This window comes from Nocardia sp. NPDC060249, from assembly GCF_042728755.1.
GTDB lineage: Bacteria > Actinomycetota > Actinomycetes > Mycobacteriales > Mycobacteriaceae > Nocardia.
The window spans coordinates 44,160-61,002 of record NZ_JBHXAQ010000011.1 but is presented as its reverse complement, the minus strand read 5'-3'; the positions used below and the strand labels follow the sequence as shown (position 1 = coordinate 61,002).

Annotated in this window: 21 protein-coding genes; 9 read left to right on the top strand and 12 right to left on the bottom strand. The window is 67.9% G+C overall.

Translation table 11 applies throughout. The features are described from left to right. From ACFWFP_RS28255 to ACFWFP_RS28245, 3 genes are read right to left on the bottom strand one after another with little or no spacing between them, the layout of a single operon-like run. Entirely contained in the window at positions 1-1,419 is a 1,419-nt protein-coding gene (locus ACFWFP_RS28255; RefSeq protein ID WP_379300120.1) for an NAD(P)(+) transhydrogenase (Re/Si-specific) subunit beta, read from the bottom strand. A gap of 17 nt (positions 1,420-1,436) precedes the next feature. Then, positions 1,437-1,739 carry an NAD(P) transhydrogenase subunit alpha gene (locus ACFWFP_RS28250; RefSeq protein WP_056818017.1) on the bottom strand — a complete coding sequence of 101 codons (303 nt, stop codon included), beginning with the start codon at positions 1,737-1,739 and terminating at the stop codon, positions 1,437-1,439. After that, the gene (locus ACFWFP_RS28245; RefSeq protein ID WP_379299963.1) at positions 1,739-2,857 is read right to left on the bottom strand and encodes a Re/Si-specific NAD(P)(+) transhydrogenase subunit alpha; all 1,119 of its coding nucleotides are present in this window, start codon (positions 2,855-2,857) and stop codon (positions 1,739-1,741) included. Before ACFWFP_RS28245 ends, ACFWFP_RS28250 begins: the two co-directional genes overlap by 1 nt. A 123-nt stretch (positions 2,858-2,980) precedes the next feature. On the opposite strand from ACFWFP_RS28245, the gene ACFWFP_RS28240 reads away from it, so the two are divergent. The 4 genes from ACFWFP_RS28240 to ACFWFP_RS28225 all read left to right on the top strand — a co-directional run bounded on the left by ACFWFP_RS28240 (position 2,981) and on the right by ACFWFP_RS28225 (position 5,193). Further along, positions 2,981-3,112, top strand: a complete 132-nt coding sequence (locus ACFWFP_RS28240) for a hypothetical protein (protein WP_379299961.1) — start codon at positions 2,981-2,983, stop codon at positions 3,110-3,112. A 151-nt stretch (positions 3,113-3,263) separates the two neighbouring features. Further along, the gene (locus ACFWFP_RS28235) at positions 3,264-3,716 is read left to right on the top strand and encodes an HIT family protein (RefSeq protein WP_378635626.1); all 453 of its coding nucleotides are present in this window, start codon (positions 3,264-3,266) and stop codon (positions 3,714-3,716) included. Beyond that, positions 3,713-4,552, top strand: a complete 840-nt coding sequence (locus ACFWFP_RS28230; RefSeq protein ID WP_379299959.1) for a maleylpyruvate isomerase family mycothiol-dependent enzyme — start codon at positions 3,713-3,715, stop codon at positions 4,550-4,552. The genes ACFWFP_RS28235 and ACFWFP_RS28230 overlap by 4 nt, the downstream gene beginning before the upstream one ends. After that, positions 4,552-5,193 (top strand): Type 1 glutamine amidotransferase-like domain-containing protein, encoded by a 642-nt coding sequence (locus tag ACFWFP_RS28225; RefSeq protein ID WP_379299957.1) that lies wholly within the window; start codon positions 4,552-4,554, stop codon positions 5,191-5,193. Before ACFWFP_RS28230 ends, ACFWFP_RS28225 begins: the two co-directional genes overlap by 1 nt. On the opposite strand, the gene ACFWFP_RS28220 is transcribed toward ACFWFP_RS28225, so the two are convergent. Both ACFWFP_RS28220 and ACFWFP_RS28215 read right to left on the bottom strand, forming a co-directional pair. Next, positions 5,182-5,688: a GtrA family protein gene (locus tag ACFWFP_RS28220; RefSeq protein ID WP_379299955.1), complete on the bottom strand. Its 507-nt coding sequence runs from the start codon at positions 5,686-5,688 to the stop codon at positions 5,182-5,184. The two genes, ACFWFP_RS28225 and ACFWFP_RS28220, sit on opposite strands and share 12 nt — an antisense overlap. 71 nt (positions 5,689-5,759) lie before the next feature. Continuing rightward, positions 5,760-6,071 carry a hypothetical protein gene (locus ACFWFP_RS28215; protein WP_379299953.1) on the bottom strand — a complete coding sequence of 104 codons (312 nt, stop codon included), beginning with the start codon at positions 6,069-6,071 and terminating at the stop codon, positions 5,760-5,762. 264 nt (positions 6,072-6,335) lie between these two features. Here ACFWFP_RS28215 and ACFWFP_RS28210 point away from each other — a divergent pair, with 264 nt between their 5' ends. Both ACFWFP_RS28210 and ACFWFP_RS28205 read left to right on the top strand, forming a co-directional pair. Next, on the top strand, positions 6,336-7,709 hold the full coding sequence (locus tag ACFWFP_RS28210; RefSeq protein WP_379299951.1) for an FAD-binding oxidoreductase: 1,374 nt from the start codon (positions 6,336-6,338) through the stop codon (positions 7,707-7,709). 19 nt (positions 7,710-7,728) lie between these two features. After that, complete coding sequence (locus tag ACFWFP_RS28205; RefSeq protein ID WP_379299949.1) at positions 7,729-8,013, top strand: GNAT family N-acetyltransferase; 285 nt, start codon at positions 7,729-7,731, stop codon at positions 8,011-8,013. A 178-nt stretch (positions 8,014-8,191) separates the two neighbouring features. Here ACFWFP_RS28205 and ACFWFP_RS28200 read toward each other — a convergent pair whose 3' ends face one another. The 3 genes from ACFWFP_RS28200 to ACFWFP_RS28190 form a co-directional block, all read right to left on the bottom strand. Beyond that, a complete protein-coding gene (locus tag ACFWFP_RS28200; protein WP_067447997.1) occupies positions 8,192-9,352 on the bottom strand; it encodes an acyl-CoA dehydrogenase in 1,161 nt (386 codons plus the stop codon). 168 nt (positions 9,353-9,520) lie between these two features. Continuing rightward, positions 9,521-10,183, bottom strand: a complete 663-nt coding sequence (locus tag ACFWFP_RS28195) for a TetR family transcriptional regulator (RefSeq protein ID WP_379299947.1) — start codon at positions 10,181-10,183, stop codon at positions 9,521-9,523. A 35-nt stretch (positions 10,184-10,218) separates the two neighbouring features. Beyond that, entirely contained in the window at positions 10,219-10,800 is a 582-nt protein-coding gene (locus ACFWFP_RS28190; RefSeq protein ID WP_379299945.1) for a TetR/AcrR family transcriptional regulator, read from the bottom strand. Between the two features lie 83 nt (positions 10,801-10,883). Here ACFWFP_RS28190 and ACFWFP_RS28185 point away from each other — a divergent pair, with 83 nt between their 5' ends. Both ACFWFP_RS28185 and ACFWFP_RS28180 read left to right on the top strand, forming a co-directional pair. Continuing rightward, positions 10,884-11,822, top strand: coding sequence for an alpha/beta fold hydrolase (locus tag ACFWFP_RS28185; RefSeq protein ID WP_379299943.1), 939 nt, complete (start codon positions 10,884-10,886; stop codon positions 11,820-11,822). Positions 11,823-11,835: 13 nt separating this feature from the next. Further along, complete coding sequence (locus tag ACFWFP_RS28180; protein WP_379299941.1) at positions 11,836-12,423, top strand: alpha/beta hydrolase; 588 nt, start codon at positions 11,836-11,838, stop codon at positions 12,421-12,423. Between the two features lie 36 nt (positions 12,424-12,459). Here the strand turns inward: ACFWFP_RS28180 and purE are convergent, their stop codons facing one another. Next, positions 12,460-12,966: a 5-(carboxyamino)imidazole ribonucleotide mutase gene (purE, locus tag ACFWFP_RS28175; protein WP_379299939.1), complete on the bottom strand. Its 507-nt coding sequence runs from the start codon at positions 12,964-12,966 to the stop codon at positions 12,460-12,462. 43 nt (positions 12,967-13,009) lie between these two features. Beyond that, positions 13,010-14,233, bottom strand: coding sequence for a 5-(carboxyamino)imidazole ribonucleotide synthase (locus ACFWFP_RS28170; RefSeq protein ID WP_379299937.1), 1,224 nt, complete (start codon positions 14,231-14,233; stop codon positions 13,010-13,012). Between the two features lie 39 nt (positions 14,234-14,272). Between ACFWFP_RS28170 and ACFWFP_RS28165 the strand changes: the two genes are divergently transcribed. Further along, on the top strand, positions 14,273-14,815 hold the full coding sequence (locus tag ACFWFP_RS28165) for a GtrA family protein (RefSeq protein ID WP_379299935.1): 543 nt from the start codon (positions 14,273-14,275) through the stop codon (positions 14,813-14,815). 1 nt (position 14,816) lies between these two features. On the opposite strand, the gene ACFWFP_RS28160 is transcribed toward ACFWFP_RS28165, so the two are convergent. After that, positions 14,817-16,124: a sensor histidine kinase gene (locus ACFWFP_RS28160; RefSeq protein WP_379299933.1), complete on the bottom strand. Its 1,308-nt coding sequence runs from the start codon at positions 16,122-16,124 to the stop codon at positions 14,817-14,819. 6 nt (positions 16,125-16,130) lie between these two features. Continuing rightward, the gene (locus ACFWFP_RS28155; RefSeq protein ID WP_379299931.1) at positions 16,131-16,829 is read right to left on the bottom strand and encodes a response regulator transcription factor; all 699 of its coding nucleotides are present in this window, start codon (positions 16,827-16,829) and stop codon (positions 16,131-16,133) included. Positions 16,830-16,843: the final 14 nt, after the last annotated feature.

Here is a 16,843-nt window from a genome sequence, read left to right as displayed (position 1 = left end):
TTACAGCGCTTTCAGTTCCTCGGTGACCGCACCGACGGACTTCTTCGCATCGCCGAACAGCATCGAGGTGTGGTCGGCGTAGAACAGCGGGTTGTCGATACCGGCGAAACCGGAGTTCATCGAGCGCTTGAGCACGATGACGCTCTTGGCCTGGTCGACGTTGAGCACCGGCATGCCGTAGATCGGGCTGGACTTGTCGTCGCGGGCCGCCGGGTTGGTGACGTCGTTGGCGCCGATGACCAGGACCACATCGGTGCGGTTGAACTCACCGTTGATGTCGTCCATTTCCTTCATCGCGTCGTAGGACACCTCGGCCTCGGCCAGCAGCACGTTCATGTGACCGGGCATGCGACCGGCGACCGGGTGGATCGCGTACTTGACCTCGACACCCTTGCCCTCGAGCAGCAGCGCCATCTCCTTGACCGCGTGCTGGGCCTGCGCCACGGCCATGCCGTAGCCCGGGACCACGATCACCTGGTTGGCGTAGGCCATCTGGATCGCGGCGTCGGCGGCCGAAGTCGCCTTCGCCGTCTTGGCCTCGCCGTCACCCGAACCCGCGACCGCGCCGCCGCCACCGAAGCCACCGGCCACGATCGCGGGGATGGAACGGTTCATGGCCTTGGCCATCAGGTTGGTGAGGATGGTGCCCGAAGCGCCGACGATCATGCCCGCGACGATCATCGCGGTGTTGTTCAGCGCCAGGCCCGCGGCCGCGGCCGACAGCCCGGTCAGGGCGTTGAGCAGCGAGATGACGACCGGCATGTCCGCGCCACCGATGGGCAGCACGACCATCAGGCCGAGCACACCGGCGAGCACCAGCAGCGCGATCATCCACAGCTGCGAGACACCGCCGTTGTCGGCGCCGAGGCCGATCACGACGGCGCACACGATCGCGCCGACGAGCAGCAGCAGGTTCAGCGGCTGCTGCAGGCGGCCGATGCCGATCGGCTTGCCGGACAGGATCTCCTGCAGCTTCGCGAAGGCGATGATCGAGCCCCAGAAGGAGACCGAGCCGATCACCGCGGCGAACAGCGAACCGATGATGATGTGGATGGTCGGTTCCTCGTGCAGCTGCGAAAAGCCCGAGCTGTCGACGAATTCGGCCCACGCGATCAACGCGACCGTGCCACCACCGACACCGTTGAACGCCGCGACCAGCTGCGGCATCTCGGTCATCTTGGTGCGGATGGCGGGCGGAACGCCCAGTGCCACACCGACGATCAGACCGGCGGCGATGAGAATCCAGTTGAGCAGGGCCGCGTGGCGCACCGAGATCAAGGTGGCGACCACCGCGATACCCATACCGACAGCGGCGATCTGGTTGCCGCGCACCGCGGTCTTGGGCCCGGTCAGGCCCATCAGGCCGTAGATGAACATGGAGAAGGCCACGATGTAGAGGCCGTTGACCAGGTAGGTCATATTGTCGACTGCGTGCATCACTCGGCCGCCTTCTTCTTACCCTTGAACATGCCGAGCATGCGGTCGGTGACCACGAAGCCACCGATGACGTTCAGTGTTCCGAACACCACCGCGACGAACAGGATCACCTGCACGAGCAGCGAGGGGTCCTTCACATTGCCCAGGGTCACCAGCGCGCCGAGCACGACGATGCCGTGGATGGCGTTGGTGCCTGACATCAGAGGGGTGTGCAGGGTGTTGGGGACCTTGGAGATCACCGCGAAGCCGACGAAGCCGGACAAAACGAGAATCGCGATATTGGCGAGCAGTTCGGTGTACATCAGGCTTCCACCTCACGAGTGACACAGGAATCCGCGAGGACCTGATCTTCGAAGTCGGGGGCGAGCTTGCCGTCGACCAGCATCAGTTCCAGCAGCGCCGAGATGTTCTTCGAGTACAGCTCGGACGCGTGCTCAGGCATCGTGGCGGGCAGGTTCAGCGGCGAGGCGATGGTCACCTCGTGCTTGACCACGACCTCGCCGGGCTCGGTGAGCTCGCAGTTGCCGCCGGTCTCCCCGGCCAGGTCGACGATCACGCTGCCTGGCTTCATACCCTCGACCGCGGCGGCGGTGACCAGGCGCGGTGCGGGGCGACCCGGCACCAGCGCGGTGGTGATCACGACATCGAAGCTCTTGATGGCGTCTTCGAGCGCCTGCTGCTGCTGGGCCTTCTCCTCATCGGTGAGTTCGCGGGCGTACCCACCCTCACCGGCGGCGTCGATCCCCAGATCCAGCCACTGCGCACCGACCGAGCGCACCTGATCGGCGACCTCGGGCCGCACGTCGTAACCGGTGGTCCGCCCGCCGAGACGTTTGGCCGTGGCCAGCGCCTGCAGACCGGCGACGCCGACACCGAGCACCAGCACGGTGGCCGGCTTCACGGTGCCCGCGGCGGTGGTGAGCATCGGGAAGAACCGGGTCGACTCCGACGCGGCGAGCAGCACGGCCTTGTATCCGGCCACGTTCGCCTGCGAGGACAGGGCATCCATCACCTGGGCGCGCGAGATACGCGGAATCGCCTCGACGGCGAAAGCCTGCACACCGGCGGACTTCAGCGCGCCGATCTGGTTCTCGGCATTGCGCGGCGCCAGGAAACCGATCAGGGTCTGCCCGGAGGACAGCTTGCCCACCTCGGCATCGCTGGGCGGGGCGACCTTGACGACGACCTCGGCCGACCAAGGGTCACCGATGGTCGCGCCTGCCGCGACATAGGCCGCGTCGGGAATGAGTGCGCCGAGGCCGGCACCGGCTTCCACGATCACCTCGACACCCTGCTTGGACAGGGCGGGGATGATCTTGGGTACCAATGCGACCCGCCGCTCACCCGGGCCGGACTCGCGAACGACTCCGACACGCGCTCCGCGCGGCGAACCCTCGCCCACGTTTTGCGTTGTCTCCACTAGTCAGACTTCCTTTTCGTGCTGGCTTCGAGCCTGGGAACAACGGGGCAGCCGAAGTTACCTGTGAGTAAGTTCGACTGAAATCCTGGCAACTGTACTCGGCTCGCGGTGAGCCTAGCGGAGATGCCCGTCACAACGGAGAACTGGACTGACGACCACAAAACGGACACCACGGCCCTCGTCAGCGGTGACAACGAGCTCCCGGCCCGGCAGACACCGGTCGGCGCCCGCACCGAGATTCGTCGCCGCAGGTGAGGACGACAAGACCGCACATCGAAGTCGGTTACTTACCTCGACGTCCGGACCGAGGCCGGACGCCCCCACATCCGGCCAGACGTGATGCGCGTCATGGTAGTGGCCCCTTCGGGCTGTTGCGCGACCCAGATCACACCGTAGGGTCGAGGCCGTGAACGACTGCGCCTTCTGTCTGATCGTGGCGGGTGCCGCACCGGCGACCATGGTCTACTCCGACGACGCGGTCTGCGCGTTCCTCGACATCCGTCCCATCACCCGTGGCCACACCCTGATCGTTCCCAAGGTCCACGCGACCGAGCTCGACGATCTCGACCCCGACCTCGGCGCCCGGATCTTCCGCACCGGCCACCGGCTGGCCCGTGCCCTGCGCCTGAGCGGGCTCGCGAGCGACGGAGCCAATCTCATCCTCAACGACGGCACCGCCGCGTTCCAGACCGTCGGCCACGTCCACCTGCACGTGGTGCCCCGCAAACACGGTGACAAACTCACCTTCGCCAAGGGTTTCCTGTTGCGTCGCCCGCACGAACCGAATTCGACCGCAGCGGCGATCCGCGCCGGCCTCACCGCGCTCGACCAGAGCGAAGCAGAAGGAGCACAGGGATGATCGAGACGCCGGGGCGCGAACAACTCACCGATCTGCTCGCCGAGCAGTGGGAAGCCATCGCGCTGCTGGTCACCGACCTCGACGAAAAGGCGTGGCGCCGAACATCTCCGCTGCCCGGCTGGACCCTGTTCGACGTGGTCGCGCACGTGATCGGCACCGAGTCGTGGCTGCTCGGCGAGACACCGCCGCCGCACGATCCCCTGCGCCCCAAGACCGACGTGCGGACGCTGCCGCATGTGCGCAACGAAGTGGCCGTGCTCAACGAGATCTGGGTCGACCGGTTGCGCCCGCTCTCCGGCAAGCGGCTGCTCGCGCTGTTCGACGAGACCACCGAGCGTCGCCGGGCGGCACTGGCCGCCATGGACGACGACGCCTGGCAGGCGCCGACCGTCTCGCCGGTGGGGCAGGTCCCCTACGGCCGGTTCATGCGGGTGCGGCTGTTCGATTGCTGGATGCACGAACACGACCTCGCCGACGGGATCGGGCGCAGCGTGCCCGAGGGTGGCGCGCGGGCCGAGGCCGCGTTCACCGAACTGACCCTCGGTCTCGGCCGTGCGGTGGTGAAAGGCGCCAAGGCGCCGGATGGTTCGCTGATCACGCTGGATCTGACCGGTCCGGTGACCAGGCAGGTGCACCTGTCGGTAGCCGGTGGCCGCGGGTCGGTTCTCGACGAGGTATCCGACGAGCCGACGACCGTGATCCGCATGGACTCCGGGCTTTTCGCGCGCCTGCGCGGTGGCCGCACCACCGCGGACCGCCACCCCGGCGAGGTCGTCGTCGAGGGTGATACCGCGCTCGGTGAGCGGCTCGTGCGGAATCTGGCGTTCACCATCTGATGCGGCTTTTCCTGGCGTCGTACCGGTTCGGCGGTTTCGCCGACCGGCTCGCCGGGCTCGTCGGCGCGCCGGGACGGGTCGCGGTGATTCCGAACGCGTGTGACGCGTGGCCCGATGCCTGGTCGTCAGCGGTGATGAGCGATGTGAAACCGCTGGAGCAGCAGGGTTATTCGCCGGATGTGCTGGATCTGCGCGAGTACGCCGGGCAACCGCAGCGGCTGGAACGGCATCTGCGTGGGTTCCCGATGGTCTGGGTACGCGGCGGCAACACCTTCGTGCTGCGCGCCCAGTTCGCCCGCAGTGGCGCCGATTCCGTGCTGCCCGCGTTGTTGCGCGAGGACGCGCTGGTCTACGCGGGCTATAGTGCCGGCGCGTGCCTGCTCGGACCCGACCTGCACGGGCTGGAAACCATGGACGACCCCGCCGAGGTGCTGCCCGCCACCGGCATCGAACCACGGTGGGACGGACTGGGTGTGGTGGATCGTCGCCTGGTCGTCCACCTGGACTCCCCCACCGACCCGGACGGCGAGTCCGCCGCGATGCTGGCCCACTGTGTCGCCGAGGGCATCCCGCACTGGGCACTCACCGACGACGACGTCGTCCTGGTCGACGGCGATCGCACCGAGGTACTACGGGGCTGACCCGCGCACAGCGAGCGGCGCGGGTGCCCGGCGGAAGACGATCCAGCGCATCGCGCAGTACATGTACACAGCCTCACAGCCGCCCGCGAGCAGCCTGGCCAGATGGTAGTCGAGGCCGAGCGCGGTGAGACCCGAGCCGACGCCGAGGATGAACGCCAGGTAGTTCACCAGAACCACCACCACATACACCGCGGCTTGCTTGCCCATCGGTGCGTGGGAATGGAAGTTGAACGTGCGATTGAGCAGGAAGCTGAGCCCGAACGCGGCGATGTAGGCGAGGGTGATCGACAGCCAGACGGGCAGGCCGAAACCACCGTGCAGCAGCGTGAGCAACAGCAGGTCGACACCGAAGGTGAAGCTGTTGATCAGCGCGAAGCCGAGGAACGTCGCGGGCACATAGCGGTCCAGACCCCACGGCAGCCGGGCGACGACCGCCTCGCACCAACGGGTGAACCGGTCGGCCACCGATTCGGTGACACTCGCCTGATGCTCCACGCGGCCAGCCTGCCAGCGGCAGATGAAGCCAGGGTGAGCAACCGGCAAACGGGCGCGTCCAGGTCAGCGCGTCAGCGACCGACCGCCGCGATCGGACGCGTGTCGAAAGCGGTCCACGCGGCCAGGCAACGGCGGCGGGTGAACTCGTCGGCTTCGGCCAGGAGAGCATCGCGCAGCACGCGCGGATCGGCGGCCCAGCACGCGGTGATCTCGGCGATCGCGCGCAGCCCGAACACGCCGGTCGCCTCGAGCGCGCGAGACCACTCGTCGTGCGCGCCGGTGTACACCCGTTCCATCGCGTCGGCGTCGATGCCCGCGTCGGCGAACTCGGCGGCCAACAGGGCGACGACCAGCTCGCTGCGATCCTGCGGTTCCCTCATCATCCGATCCTCCTTGCGATAGCGGTGCGGCGCGGGCGGCGTCGCGTCAGTGGATGCGCGAAGCGCACCGGTGGAGCGGAACTCGAAACGCACTGGGCAGCGAGGTGATTCACCGTCGACCCACCCTGTACGGGCATTCTGACGGATTGGACGGCGTATACACCAATGGGGCGCGCCAGATCACAGTCATGCGGAAACTCACTTGTTTCGCAGCACACCGGGACGAACTTGCCGCGGCGGCCGAGGTGGGCGGGTTAGCGTGAGTGCGTGGACGAGCGCAGCATTGACCTCGGTTCGTTGATTTCCGGTGTGTCGGACGGGGCGGTCGTCATCGATCCCGATCTCTTGGCGGGGTATCGACAGGACTGGGCGCGCGATCCCGATGCGGGCACGCCGCTGGCGGTGGTGCGGGCGCACGGAACCGCCGATGTCGCCGCCACCCTGCGCTGGGCGCACGCGAACAAGGTCGCGGTCGTGCCGCGGGGGGCCGGGACGGGCCTGTCCGGTGGAGCGACCGCGGTGGACGGCGGGATCGTGCTCAGCACCGAGTCGATGCGCGAGATCACCGTCGACGCGGTGACCCGGATCGCGGTGGTGCAGCCCGGGCTGCTCAACGCCGAGGTGAAGCGGGCCGTCGCGGCGGTGGGGCTGTGGTATCCGCCGGACCCGTCCTCGTTCGAGATCTGCTCGATCGGCGGCAACGCGGCGACCAACGCGGGCGGGCTGTGCTGCGTGAAGTACGGCGTGACCACAGACTATGTCCTCGGCATGGAAGTGGTGCTGGCCGACGGGACCGTGGTGCGGCTCGGCGGGCCGCGACTCAAGGACTCGGCCGGGTTGTCGCTGACGAAACTGTTCGTCGGAAGCGAGGGCACGCTCGGCGTGATCACCGAACTCACCCTGCGACTACTGCCCGCGCAGCCACCGCAGTCGACCGTCGTGGCGAGTTTCGGCTCGCTCACCGCGGCCACCGAGGCGATCCTGGCGATCACCTCGACCCTGCGCCCGGCCATGCTCGAATTCATGGACACCGTCGCGATCAACGCCGTCGAAGACGAGATGCGCATGGGGTTGGACCGTACCGCCGCCGCGCTGCTGGTCGCCCGCTCCGACGCCCCCGGCGAATTCGCCGGGCACGAAGCACAAGTGATGGTGGGGCTGTGCGAGAAGGCCGGGGCGACAGAGGTTTTCCACACCGCCGATGCCACCGAAGGTGAAGCCTTCACCGCCGCACGACGATTCGCGATCCCCGCCGTGGAGAAGATCGGGCCGCTGCTGCTCGAAGACGTCGGTGTGCCGCTGCCCCGCCTCGGCGACCTGATCGCCGGCGTCACCGCCATCGGCGAACGCAACGACGTGCTCGTCTCGCTCATCGCGCACGCGGGCGACGGCAACACCCACCCGCTGATCGTGCACGACCCCACCGACCCCGACAACACCGCCCGCGCCCACCGCGCCTTCGGCGAGATCATGGACCTGGCCATCTCCCTCGGCGGCACCATCACCGGCGAACACGGCGTCGGCCGCTTGAAAAAGGCCTGGCTGCCCGACCAGGTCGGCTCCGACGTCATGGCCCTGACCCGCCGGATCAAAGACGCGCTCGACCCCGAAGGCATCCTCAACCCCGGCGCGGTCCTCTGACCGGGTTAGCATCCGAGGCATGACCACCAGGCTCGAGCACAACGTCGCCGACACCCGCTACGAGATCTACCACGACGATGTCCTCGCGGGATACGCCGACTACGCCGAACGCGAAGGCACCGAGGTCCGCGACTTCCACCACACCATGACCTTCCCCGAATTCCGGGGCCGAGGAGTGGCGGCCGAAGTCGTGAAATACGGCCTCGACGACTCCCGCGCACACGGCTACCAGATCATCCCCACCTGCTGGTACGTCGAAAAGTACATCGCCGAACACCCCGAATACGCCGACCTCGTCCCGTAACAGCTGTCCGGCTCCGCCCGCCACATTCGTGTGGAGCACCGAGGTCCGCATCCGCGGGCCGATGCGCAAGGCCCGCACAGCAATCGACCGGGTGTTCCGGCCTACCCCTCGCCATCGGCCTGTGGACGGCCTGGACGAGGTGGATCAGGCGATGTGGAACACCCGGTCGGTGCGGGAATCAGCCCTTGAGCAGGTTGCGAGCCATCACCAGTCGCTGGATCTGGTTGGTGCCCTCGTAGATCTGGGTGATCTTGGCGTCGCGCATCATGCGCTCGACCGGGAAGTCGGTGGTGTAGCCGGCGCCGCCGAAGAGCTGGACGGCGTTGGTGGTGACCTCCATGGCCACGTCCGAGGCGAAGCACTTGGCGGCCGCGGAGATGAAGCCGAGGTTCTTCTCGCCACGCTCGGCGCGGGCGGCCGAGGTGTAGACCATCAGGCGGGCGGCCTCGATCTTCATGGCCATGTCGGCCAGCATGAACTCGGTGTTCTGGAAGCTGGCGATGGTCTTGCCGAACTGCTTGCGATCCTTGGTGTAGGCGATCGCGGCGTCGAGCGCGCCCTGGGCCAGGCCGACGGCCTGCGCGCCGATGGTCGGGCGGGTGTGGTCGAGGGTCTGCAGCGCGGTCTTGAAACCGGTGCCGGGCTCGCCGACGATGCGGTCGCCGGGGATGCGGCAGTTCTCGAAGTACAGCTCGGCGGTGGGCGAACCCTTGATGCCCAGCTTGTGCTCGAGCGGGCCGACCACGAAGCCCTCGTCGTCCTTGTGGACCAGGAACGAGGAGATGCCGTTGGCGCCCTTGTCGGCGTCGGTCACGGCCATCACCGTGTACCAGGAAGACTTGCCGCCGTTGGTGATCCAGCACTTGGAGCCGTTGAGGATCCAGTCGTCGCCGTCGGCCTTGGCGCGGGTGCGCATCGCGGCGGCGTCGGAACCGGCCTCACGCTCGGACAGCGCGTAGGAGGCCATCTCGCCGTTGACGATGTCGGCCAGGACCTTGGTCTTGAGCTCTTCGGAGCCGTTGAGGATCAGGCCCATGGTGCCGAGCTTGTTCACGGCGGGGATCAGCGAGGACGAGCCACAGACGCGGGCGACTTCCTCGATCACGATACAAGTGGCGACCGAGTCGGCACCCTGGCCGCCGTAGGCCTCCGGCACGTGCACGGCGTTGAAGCCCGCGGCGTTCAGCGCGGTGAGCGCCTCCTCCGGGAAGCGAGCGTTGCCGTCGACGTCCTTGGCGTAAGGAGCGATTTCCTTCTCGGCGAGGCCGCGGATGGCGCCGCGCAGCTCGTCGTGGAAGTCCTCGAGCTTGAACAGGTCGAAATCGGGGTTACCGGCCATCGGGGCACACTCCTGGTCGTGGTCGTGATCGCTGCGGTCTCACAGCGCGTGTGGCGTCGGCACGCAGTGCCAATCTACCGAGGATTATACGCGCGGCACTCTATCGCTACATGCGGATATATGGGTGGCACTCAGTGTCACCGCTGAGCGCTCCGGCTCGGGTGGCGCTCACAGGTTACCGAGGCGGGCAGTCAGGAGATCGGCCACCTTGCGCGGCGGCATGTCGCGGGGGAACACGGCCAGCACCATGTCGTCGGGCCCGGTCGGCGCCCGGCGGCCGCGCGCGATCATGGCCAGTTCGGTGCGCAGATCGGCGACCGCCGCCCCCGATTCGCCGCGCACCATCCGGCGCAGCAAGTAGTTGTGTGTGGCGGTGACCGCGGCCGTGTACTGCACCCGGGCCAGGTCGGGCACCTCCGGCAACCGGCCGCGCAGGAACTCGGTGAACAGCCGCTCGTACCGGAACACCGTGACGATCTCGCGCTCACGCAGCGCGGGCACCCGCCGCACCACCTGATACCGCCGCGCCGCGATGTCGCGCCACTGGGTGAACCGCTCGAACACCCCGATCACGGCCTCGCACACCGCGTCCCACGGATCCCCGTCGCCGACCCCCTCCAGAAATTCCTGCGCCGAGGCGAGCTGGAACTCGTGATCAGCGAAGATCACATCCTCTTTGGACCGGAACTGCCGAAAGAACGTCCGCCGCGAGATCCCCGCCGCCACCGCGATCTCATCCACCGTCGTCGCCTCGTACCCCCGCTCGGCGAACAACCGCAACGCCTGATCAACCACCGTAAGCCGAAACTGCGCCGCGTCATCGTGTGCCACGGGGGTCTACCGTAGTCACCGGCCCGCAGCGTGAATCAGGCAGGCGAATGCGGAGGCCCGGTCAATGCGGCGATCAGCCCCGCCATCCCCGCGACGACCTGGTCGGGCGATCCGCCGCCTGCGAGCCGGCGCAGTTGCAGACCGACCAATGTCGCGACCGCCAGTGGCGCCACCGACTCGGCGTCGTCTACGCCGAGCGCACGAAGGATCGATACGGCGAGGCGATCGTAGGTCTCGAAGAAGTCCGTGGTCGCGACATGCAGAGACGGGTTTCTGGCCGCTTGGACGAAGAGTTCGAACCACGCGATGTGGTCGCCGCCGAAGCCGGTATCGGTGACGATGGCGCCGAGAATCTCCCCGGCCTCGGCGAGGTCGACCGCACCCTCGGCGACGTGGTCGGCGAGCTGGGTGAACTTGACGGTTTCCGCGGCGACGAAGGCGGCCATGCCCGCTTCGACCAGGTCGCGCTGGGTCGCGAAGTGATACGTGAGCGTTCCCAGCGAGATACCCGCCTCGGTGGCGATCCGCCGATTGGTCACCGCCGCCGCGCCGTCCGCACCCATGATCCGCACGACTGCCCGGATTATGCGCTCCCGAGTGGACTCGCTCTGTGACATGGGTCTCACTTCCCTCGGCGACGCAGGCCGCGCTATCGTTGATTCGTTCGTTCGAACGAACGATACCAAGGATCGGAGCACCGATGGCTACAGCCGTCCAGCCCACCCCCTTTCGCCAGATGCGATTCCGCGACCTTCCCGCCGAACCCACTCGCCCCCATTCCTTCTATCGACTTCCCGCAGTAGATCTGCCGATGGACTCGGCCAGGTACGGCCGGATGCGAATCCGATACCGCAGCACTGGAACCGGACCGCCGTTGCTACTCGTTCACGGCCTGATGACCACGTCCTACTCGTGGCGATATGTGATGGCAGAACTCGGCGAACATTTTCGCGTGGTGGCGGTCGACCTACCGGGTTGTGGTCGCAGCGATTCGCCCGCGGGTGCGACGTTTCGTTCTGCCGAGATCGGCGAATGGCTGGGCGAATTCCAGCGCGCACTCGGCATCGAAGGGTGTGCGGCGGTGGGCAATTCACTCGGCGGGTTACCCGTTCTCCATCGCGCGCTGGCCGACGCCGACTCGTTCCGGAAGGTGGTGATCCTGCATTCGCCGCTGTTGCCGGAATTCAAGCATCGCGCACTCGCCGCGGCACTTGCGGTGCCCGGCGTCGCGTCCGGCCTGGCAGCGTATGTGCGACGACGGCCATACCGATGGGCGCACCACCGAACGCACTACTTCGACGAAACGGTGAAGTCACTGGAAGAGGCGGGCGAATACGGATCCGCGCTGGCGAGCGCCGCGGGCTCCCTGGCTTTCGTGCAGCACCTTCGTGACGGCCTTCGACCCGGCGACATGTCCGCGCTCGTCGGCACCCTCAGCGACCTCGACACCTTCCCGGTGCCACTGCTCGCCGTCTACGGCACCGAACCCGACCCGATCGTGTCACCCCGGGTCGCCGACACACTCGCCGCGCACCTGCCGTCCGCGCAGCTGGCCCGGATCGACCGAACCTCCCATTTCGTCCAGGTCGACCGCCCCGAAGCGGTCATCGACACCATCGTCGAGTTCCTACAGGCATGAGAGGACCGGGGCCATGGCTTCTTTCACCGAAGTGCTCGACCACCTGGGTATCGCCGAGATCGCCGCGACAGCGCTCTCCTTCGGCACCGATATCCCGATAGATTTGGCCACGGCGGGGCGGGCGCGTGCCGTCGTGCTGATCGATCAGGCACCCGACTTCCGTTGCGCGACTTACCCTCCCGGACTCGTCGCGGTCTCCCGTCCGTCGCTGATCGCGCTCGCGCAGCGGGCGCCCGCGTTCGCAGTTCGGCTCGGTTCGCGACAGGGCTTCGCGCCGGGGTTCCGGTACGCGTCGGTACCCGGATTCGCCGACGTCGTCGTGCGCGATTTTCGCGGCTTCGCCCCGCCGATGGGCCGGATCGCGCTGGTCGACCGCGCGCGGGAACTGGCCGCCGACCCGCTCGACGAACGGATCCAGCGGCTGGACGTCCCGGTCCTCGCGATCCACGGCCGCGAGGACCGGATGTACGCCTGCGCACCCTCGATCGCCCGCTACTGTGCAGCGGGCGCGCGCACCGCGATCATCGAAAACGCTGGACATTCCCCCCACGTCGAAACACCGCGAGCCGTAGCCGCCGTCCTGCGGGACTTCCTCGCCTGAGCGCCGCGGCGAGACGGTCGGCGCAGGCGCACCTCGTCAGCCCAGGAGTTTGTTGCGCAGGGCTTCGTCTTTGTCGAGGACCATTTTTTCGAGGCCGGCTTGGAACTGTTCCATGCGGGTGCGCAGGGACTCGTCGGAGGTGGCGAGGATGCGAGTGGCCAGCAGGCCCGCGTTGCGGGCGCCGCCGATGGAGACGGTGGCTACCGGGACGCCTGCGGGCATCTGGACGATGGACAGGAGCGAGTCCATGCCGTCGAGGTATTTCAGGGGGACGGGGACGCCGATGACGGGCAGGGGGGTGGCCGAGGCGACCATGCCGGGGAGGTGGGCTGCGCCGCCCGCGCCGGCGATGATCACCTTCAGGCCGCGGCCCGCGGCTTCACGGGCGTAGTCGAGCATCCGCTGGGGGGTGCGGTGGGCGGAGACGACGCCGACTTCGAAGCGGATGCCGAATTCGGCGAGGGCCTCGGCGGCGGCTTCCATGGTCGGCCAGTCGGAGTCGCTGCCCATGATCAGGCCGACCTGGGGTCCGTTGGTGCTCACGTGGGTTCCTTAGGAGTCGAAAACTGTGGTGGCAGAAGTGGTGTCAGGCACCGTGCGGGTCCCAGCCGTCGGTCCAGACGGCGTGCGACATCCAGTGCGCCGCCCGCTCGGCCTTTTCGCGGACCTCGGTGGCGTCGTCACCGAGGATGTTGATGTGGCCGATCTTGCGGTCGGCGCGTTCGCCCTTGCCGTAGAGGTGCACCTTGGCCTCGGGAAGACGGGCGAACAGGTGGTGCAGGCGTTCGTCCATCGACATCGCGGGAGCCTCGGCCGCACCGAGGATGTTCGCCATCACCGTCACCGGGGCGAGCGGGGTCGTATCACCGAGCGGGTAGTCGAGGACCGCGCGCAGGTGCTGCTCGAACTGGCCGGTGCGGGAACCGTCCATGCCCCAGTGGCCCGAGTTGTGCGGGCGCATCGCGAGCTCGTTCACCAGCAGTTCGCCGTCGTGGGTCTCGAACAACTCGACGGCCATGACGCCCACCACACCCAGACCCGCGGCGAGCTCCAGCGCCATGGTCTCGGCACGCGCGCCCAGGTCCTCGTCCAGGTCCTGGGCGGGGGCGATCACCACAGCGCACTGACCGTTGCGCTGCACGGTCTCCACGACCGGCCAGGTCGCGGCCTGCCCGAACGGCGAACGCGCGACCATCGCCGACAGCTCACGCTTCAGTGCGACCTTCGACTCGGCCAGCAACTGCACGCCGTGCGCGAGCTGATCGGTGACCAACCGGGTGGCCTCGGCCGCGTCGGCGGGCATCCACACCCCGCGCCCGTCGTACCCGCCGCGCACGGCCTTCAGCACGAACGGCCAGCCGTGCTCGTCACCGAAGGCGACCGCGTCGGCAACAGCGTTGACCTCGACGAACGCCGGCACCGGCAGACCCAGTGCGGACAGCTTGGTCCGCATGGCCAGCTTGTCCTGGGCGAAGATCAGCGCCTGCGGCGGCGGCGCCACATTCACCCCCTCGGCGACCAGCACGTCGAGGTGCTCGGTCGGCACGTGCTCGTGATCGAAGGTCAGCGCGTGCGAACCGCGCGCGGCCTTTCGCAGCGCGGACAGGTCGTCGTGGCTGCCGAGCACGACGTCGGGGGTGACCTGGGCGGCGGGGTCGTCCGGCCGCTCGGCGAGCACCCGTAGACGCTGGCCCATGGCCACCGCGGCCTGGTGCGTCATACGCGCGAGCTGGCCCCCACCGATCATCGTGACGGTGGGCATGGCTGACGGATCGAATGAACGTGCACTCACGTCTGGCAATGTTGTCATGTCGAATGCGAATGTTTGCGACCGGTACACTCAGAACTCGTGTCAATCGTCGACGACGTGGTCAGCGTCCTTCCCCCGCGCCTGCGAGAAATCGCGATCAGGCATAAAGAGCTGATCAAATTCGCCCTCGTCGGCGCCACGACGTTCGTGATCGACAGCGGCCTGTACTACCTCCTGAAATGGACGATTCTCGCGGACAAGCCGCTCACCGCCAAGATCATCTCGGGTGTGGTGGCGGTGATCGCTTCCTACATCCTCAACCGAGAATGGTCGTTCAAGAATCGGGGCGGCCGGGAGAAGCATCACGAGGCGCTGCTGTTCTTCGGAGTGAGCGGGATCGGGGTGGTCCTGGCCAATATCCCGCTGTGGATCTCGATCTACGGACTCGATCTGCGCGAACCGCATGTGAGCTTCGCGGTCGCGAACGTGGCCGATTTCTTCAGCGCGTTCATCATCGGCAACCTGCTGCAGATGGCGTTCCGCTTCTGGGCGATGCGGCGCTGGGTGTTCCCCGACGAGATCGACGAGATCGTCGCCGAGTTCGAAGAACTGATCGAAGAAGAGCACCTCGGTCGATCCTGAGTCAGCGTGGCTCGGTCAGCGTCGCGTTCTGCGAACGATTGAGCTTGGACCCCAGGAACACCGCGAACAGGGCCGGACGGCGACGCTGCAGCTCGAGCCGGCCGCCATCGGCCTCGACCAGCGCGCGGGCCAGCGCGAGTCCCACACCGGTCGACCCACCCGCGGAGAAACCACGATCGAAGATGTGCGGCGCCAGTTCGTCGCGCACACCCTCGCCCTCATCCGACACCTCCACACAGATCAGCGGGTCGCGAGAGCTCATCGTCGGGACCGTGCGCACCGAGATCGTGCAGGTGCCGCCGCCGTGCATCAGGGCGTTGTCGACCAGCACCGCGACGGCTTCGCGCAGCCGTGAACCGGTGATCGGGGCCTGCAGGGACTCGTCGCCGAGCAGCAGCAGTTCGCGCCCGGTCTCGTGGAACGGGTGGGTCCACTCGGTGACGACACCGCGCAGTTCCGCCATCACCGGCACCGGATCGCGGTCGGTGGCGTCTTCGTCGCGGGAGGCGCGGACCAGGTCGTCGATGGCGTCGGTGAGCCGGTCGACCTGCGCCATCGCCTCCTCGGCCTCGTGCACCACCTCCGGGTCGGCGTGGGTGGACAACTCGTCCAGACGCAACCGAACGGCGGTCAGGCGGCTGCGGAGCTGGTGGGAAACGTCGGCCACCAGCGCGTGCTCGCGTTGCAGGCGGCCCGCGATCTCGACGGTCGCCGAATCGAGCACATCGGAGACCCGGTCCAGTTCGGCGATGCCGTGGCGGCGTGGATCGGGCCGGAAGTCCCCCATCGCCAGCCGGGCCGCCCTGGCGGCCACATCGCGCAGCGGGTCGGCGACCCGGCGCGCGGTCACCACCGCGACCGAGAACGCCGCACCGAGCGAGGCGAGCACCGCCAGCGCCACCGCGGCCACCGCCTGCTCCTGGCGCGAATGCATCGGGCCGGCGGGCACCTCGAGCCGCAGCGAACCGGACGTGCCCATCGACAGCGATTCGACCAGCGGATCCGCCACCTCCGCGACGCCGATATCGGTGCGCGCGGCATTGTCGTGCGGGGCCGGATAGACGATGGTGAGCTTGCCGCCCTCGGGGACCAGCGCGCTCATGGCGCGCACGTCGAGACCGTCGGGGACGGTCCCGTCGAGACGTTCCTGGGCGATCACCTCGGTCGAGATCCGGTCCAGACGACTCTGCAGATCGTTGCGGGTGATGTCTTCGACCCACAGCCACGCGGTGTAGATCAGCGGCACGCCGAGTACCACCGTGGTGATGGTCAGCACGGTCAGGATCGAACGCAGGATGCGACGGCGCACTGCCCGTCAGCCTCGGTGCGAGGTGGGTCCGTCGGTGTTGAGCCGGAACCCGACACCGCGCACGGTGACGATGCGCCGCTCCGCCATCGGGCCCTCGTCGCCGATCTTGCGACGCAACCAGGACATGTGCATGTCGAGCGTCTTGGAGCCGCGCAGGTCGGCGTCGCCCCAGACCTCGCGCAGGATGGTCTCGCGCGCCACCACCTGACCGGCCCGGTCGATGAGGACCTTGAGCAGCTCGTACTCCTTGTTGGCCAGGTTCACCTCGGTCCCGTTCACCAGTACGCGCCGCGCCGCGGGTTCGAGCCGGATCGCGCCGACCTCCACCGCGTCGTCACCGATTCCGCTGCGCCGCAACAGGGCTCGCACACGGGCGAGGAGTTCGGCCAGCCGGAACGGTTTGCCCACGTAGTCGTCGGCGCCCGCGTCGAGGCCGACGACGAAGTCGACCTCGTCAGTGCGCGCGGTGAGCATCAGCACGGCCAGATCGGCGCCGCTGGCCCGCACCTGCCTGCACACTTCGAGCCCGTCCATGCCGGGCAGGCCCAGGTCGAGGATCAGCAGGTCGTGGTTGCCCTCGAGGGCGCGGCGCAACACCGCCGGGCCGAAGCGTTCGACGGTGACGGTGTAGCCCTCACGCCCCAGCGCACGCGACAGGGGTGCGGCGATCGCCTCGTCGTCTTCGGCCAGCAGAACAGCGGTCATCTGCACAGGTTAAG

Bases quoted from the DNA above. Each gene is read 5' to 3' on its own strand.
- ACFWFP_RS28230 (WP_379299959.1), top strand. From the start codon at position 3,713: ATGATCGAGACGCCGGGGCGCGAACAACTCACCGATCTGCTCGCCGAG.
- ACFWFP_RS28200 (WP_067447997.1), bottom strand. From the start codon at position 9,352: ATGGCCGGTAACCCCGATTTCGACCTGTTCAAGCTCGAGGACTTCCAC.
- ACFWFP_RS28205 (WP_379299949.1), top strand. From the start codon at position 7,729: ATGACCACCAGGCTCGAGCACAACGTCGCCGACACCCGCTACGAGATC.
- ACFWFP_RS28185 (WP_379299943.1), top strand. From the start codon at position 10,884: ATGGCTACAGCCGTCCAGCCCACCCCCTTTCGCCAGATGCGATTCCGC.
- ACFWFP_RS28170 (WP_379299937.1), bottom strand. From the start codon at position 14,233: ATGACAACATTGCCAGACGTGAGTGCACGTTCATTCGATCCGTCAGCC.
- ACFWFP_RS28190 (WP_379299945.1), bottom strand. From the start codon at position 10,800: ATGTCACAGAGCGAGTCCACTCGGGAGCGCATAATCCGGGCAGTCGTG.
- ACFWFP_RS28215 (WP_379299953.1), bottom strand. From the start codon at position 6,071: ATGATGAGGGAACCGCAGGATCGCAGCGAGCTGGTCGTCGCCCTGTTG.
- ACFWFP_RS28250 (WP_056818017.1), bottom strand. From the start codon at position 1,739: ATGTACACCGAACTGCTCGCCAATATCGCGATTCTCGTTTTGTCCGGC.
- ACFWFP_RS28180 (WP_379299941.1), top strand. From the start codon at position 11,836: ATGGCTTCTTTCACCGAAGTGCTCGACCACCTGGGTATCGCCGAGATC.
- ACFWFP_RS28255 (WP_379300120.1), bottom strand. From the start codon at position 1,419: ATGACCTACCTGGTCAACGGCCTCTACATCGTGGCCTTCTCCATGTTC.
- ACFWFP_RS28225 (WP_379299957.1), top strand. From the start codon at position 4,552: ATGCGGCTTTTCCTGGCGTCGTACCGGTTCGGCGGTTTCGCCGACCGG.
- ACFWFP_RS28155 (WP_379299931.1), bottom strand. From the start codon at position 16,829: ATGACCGCTGTTCTGCTGGCCGAAGACGACGAGGCGATCGCCGCACCC.
- ACFWFP_RS28240 (WP_379299961.1), top strand. From the start codon at position 2,981: ATGCCCGTCACAACGGAGAACTGGACTGACGACCACAAAACGGACACC.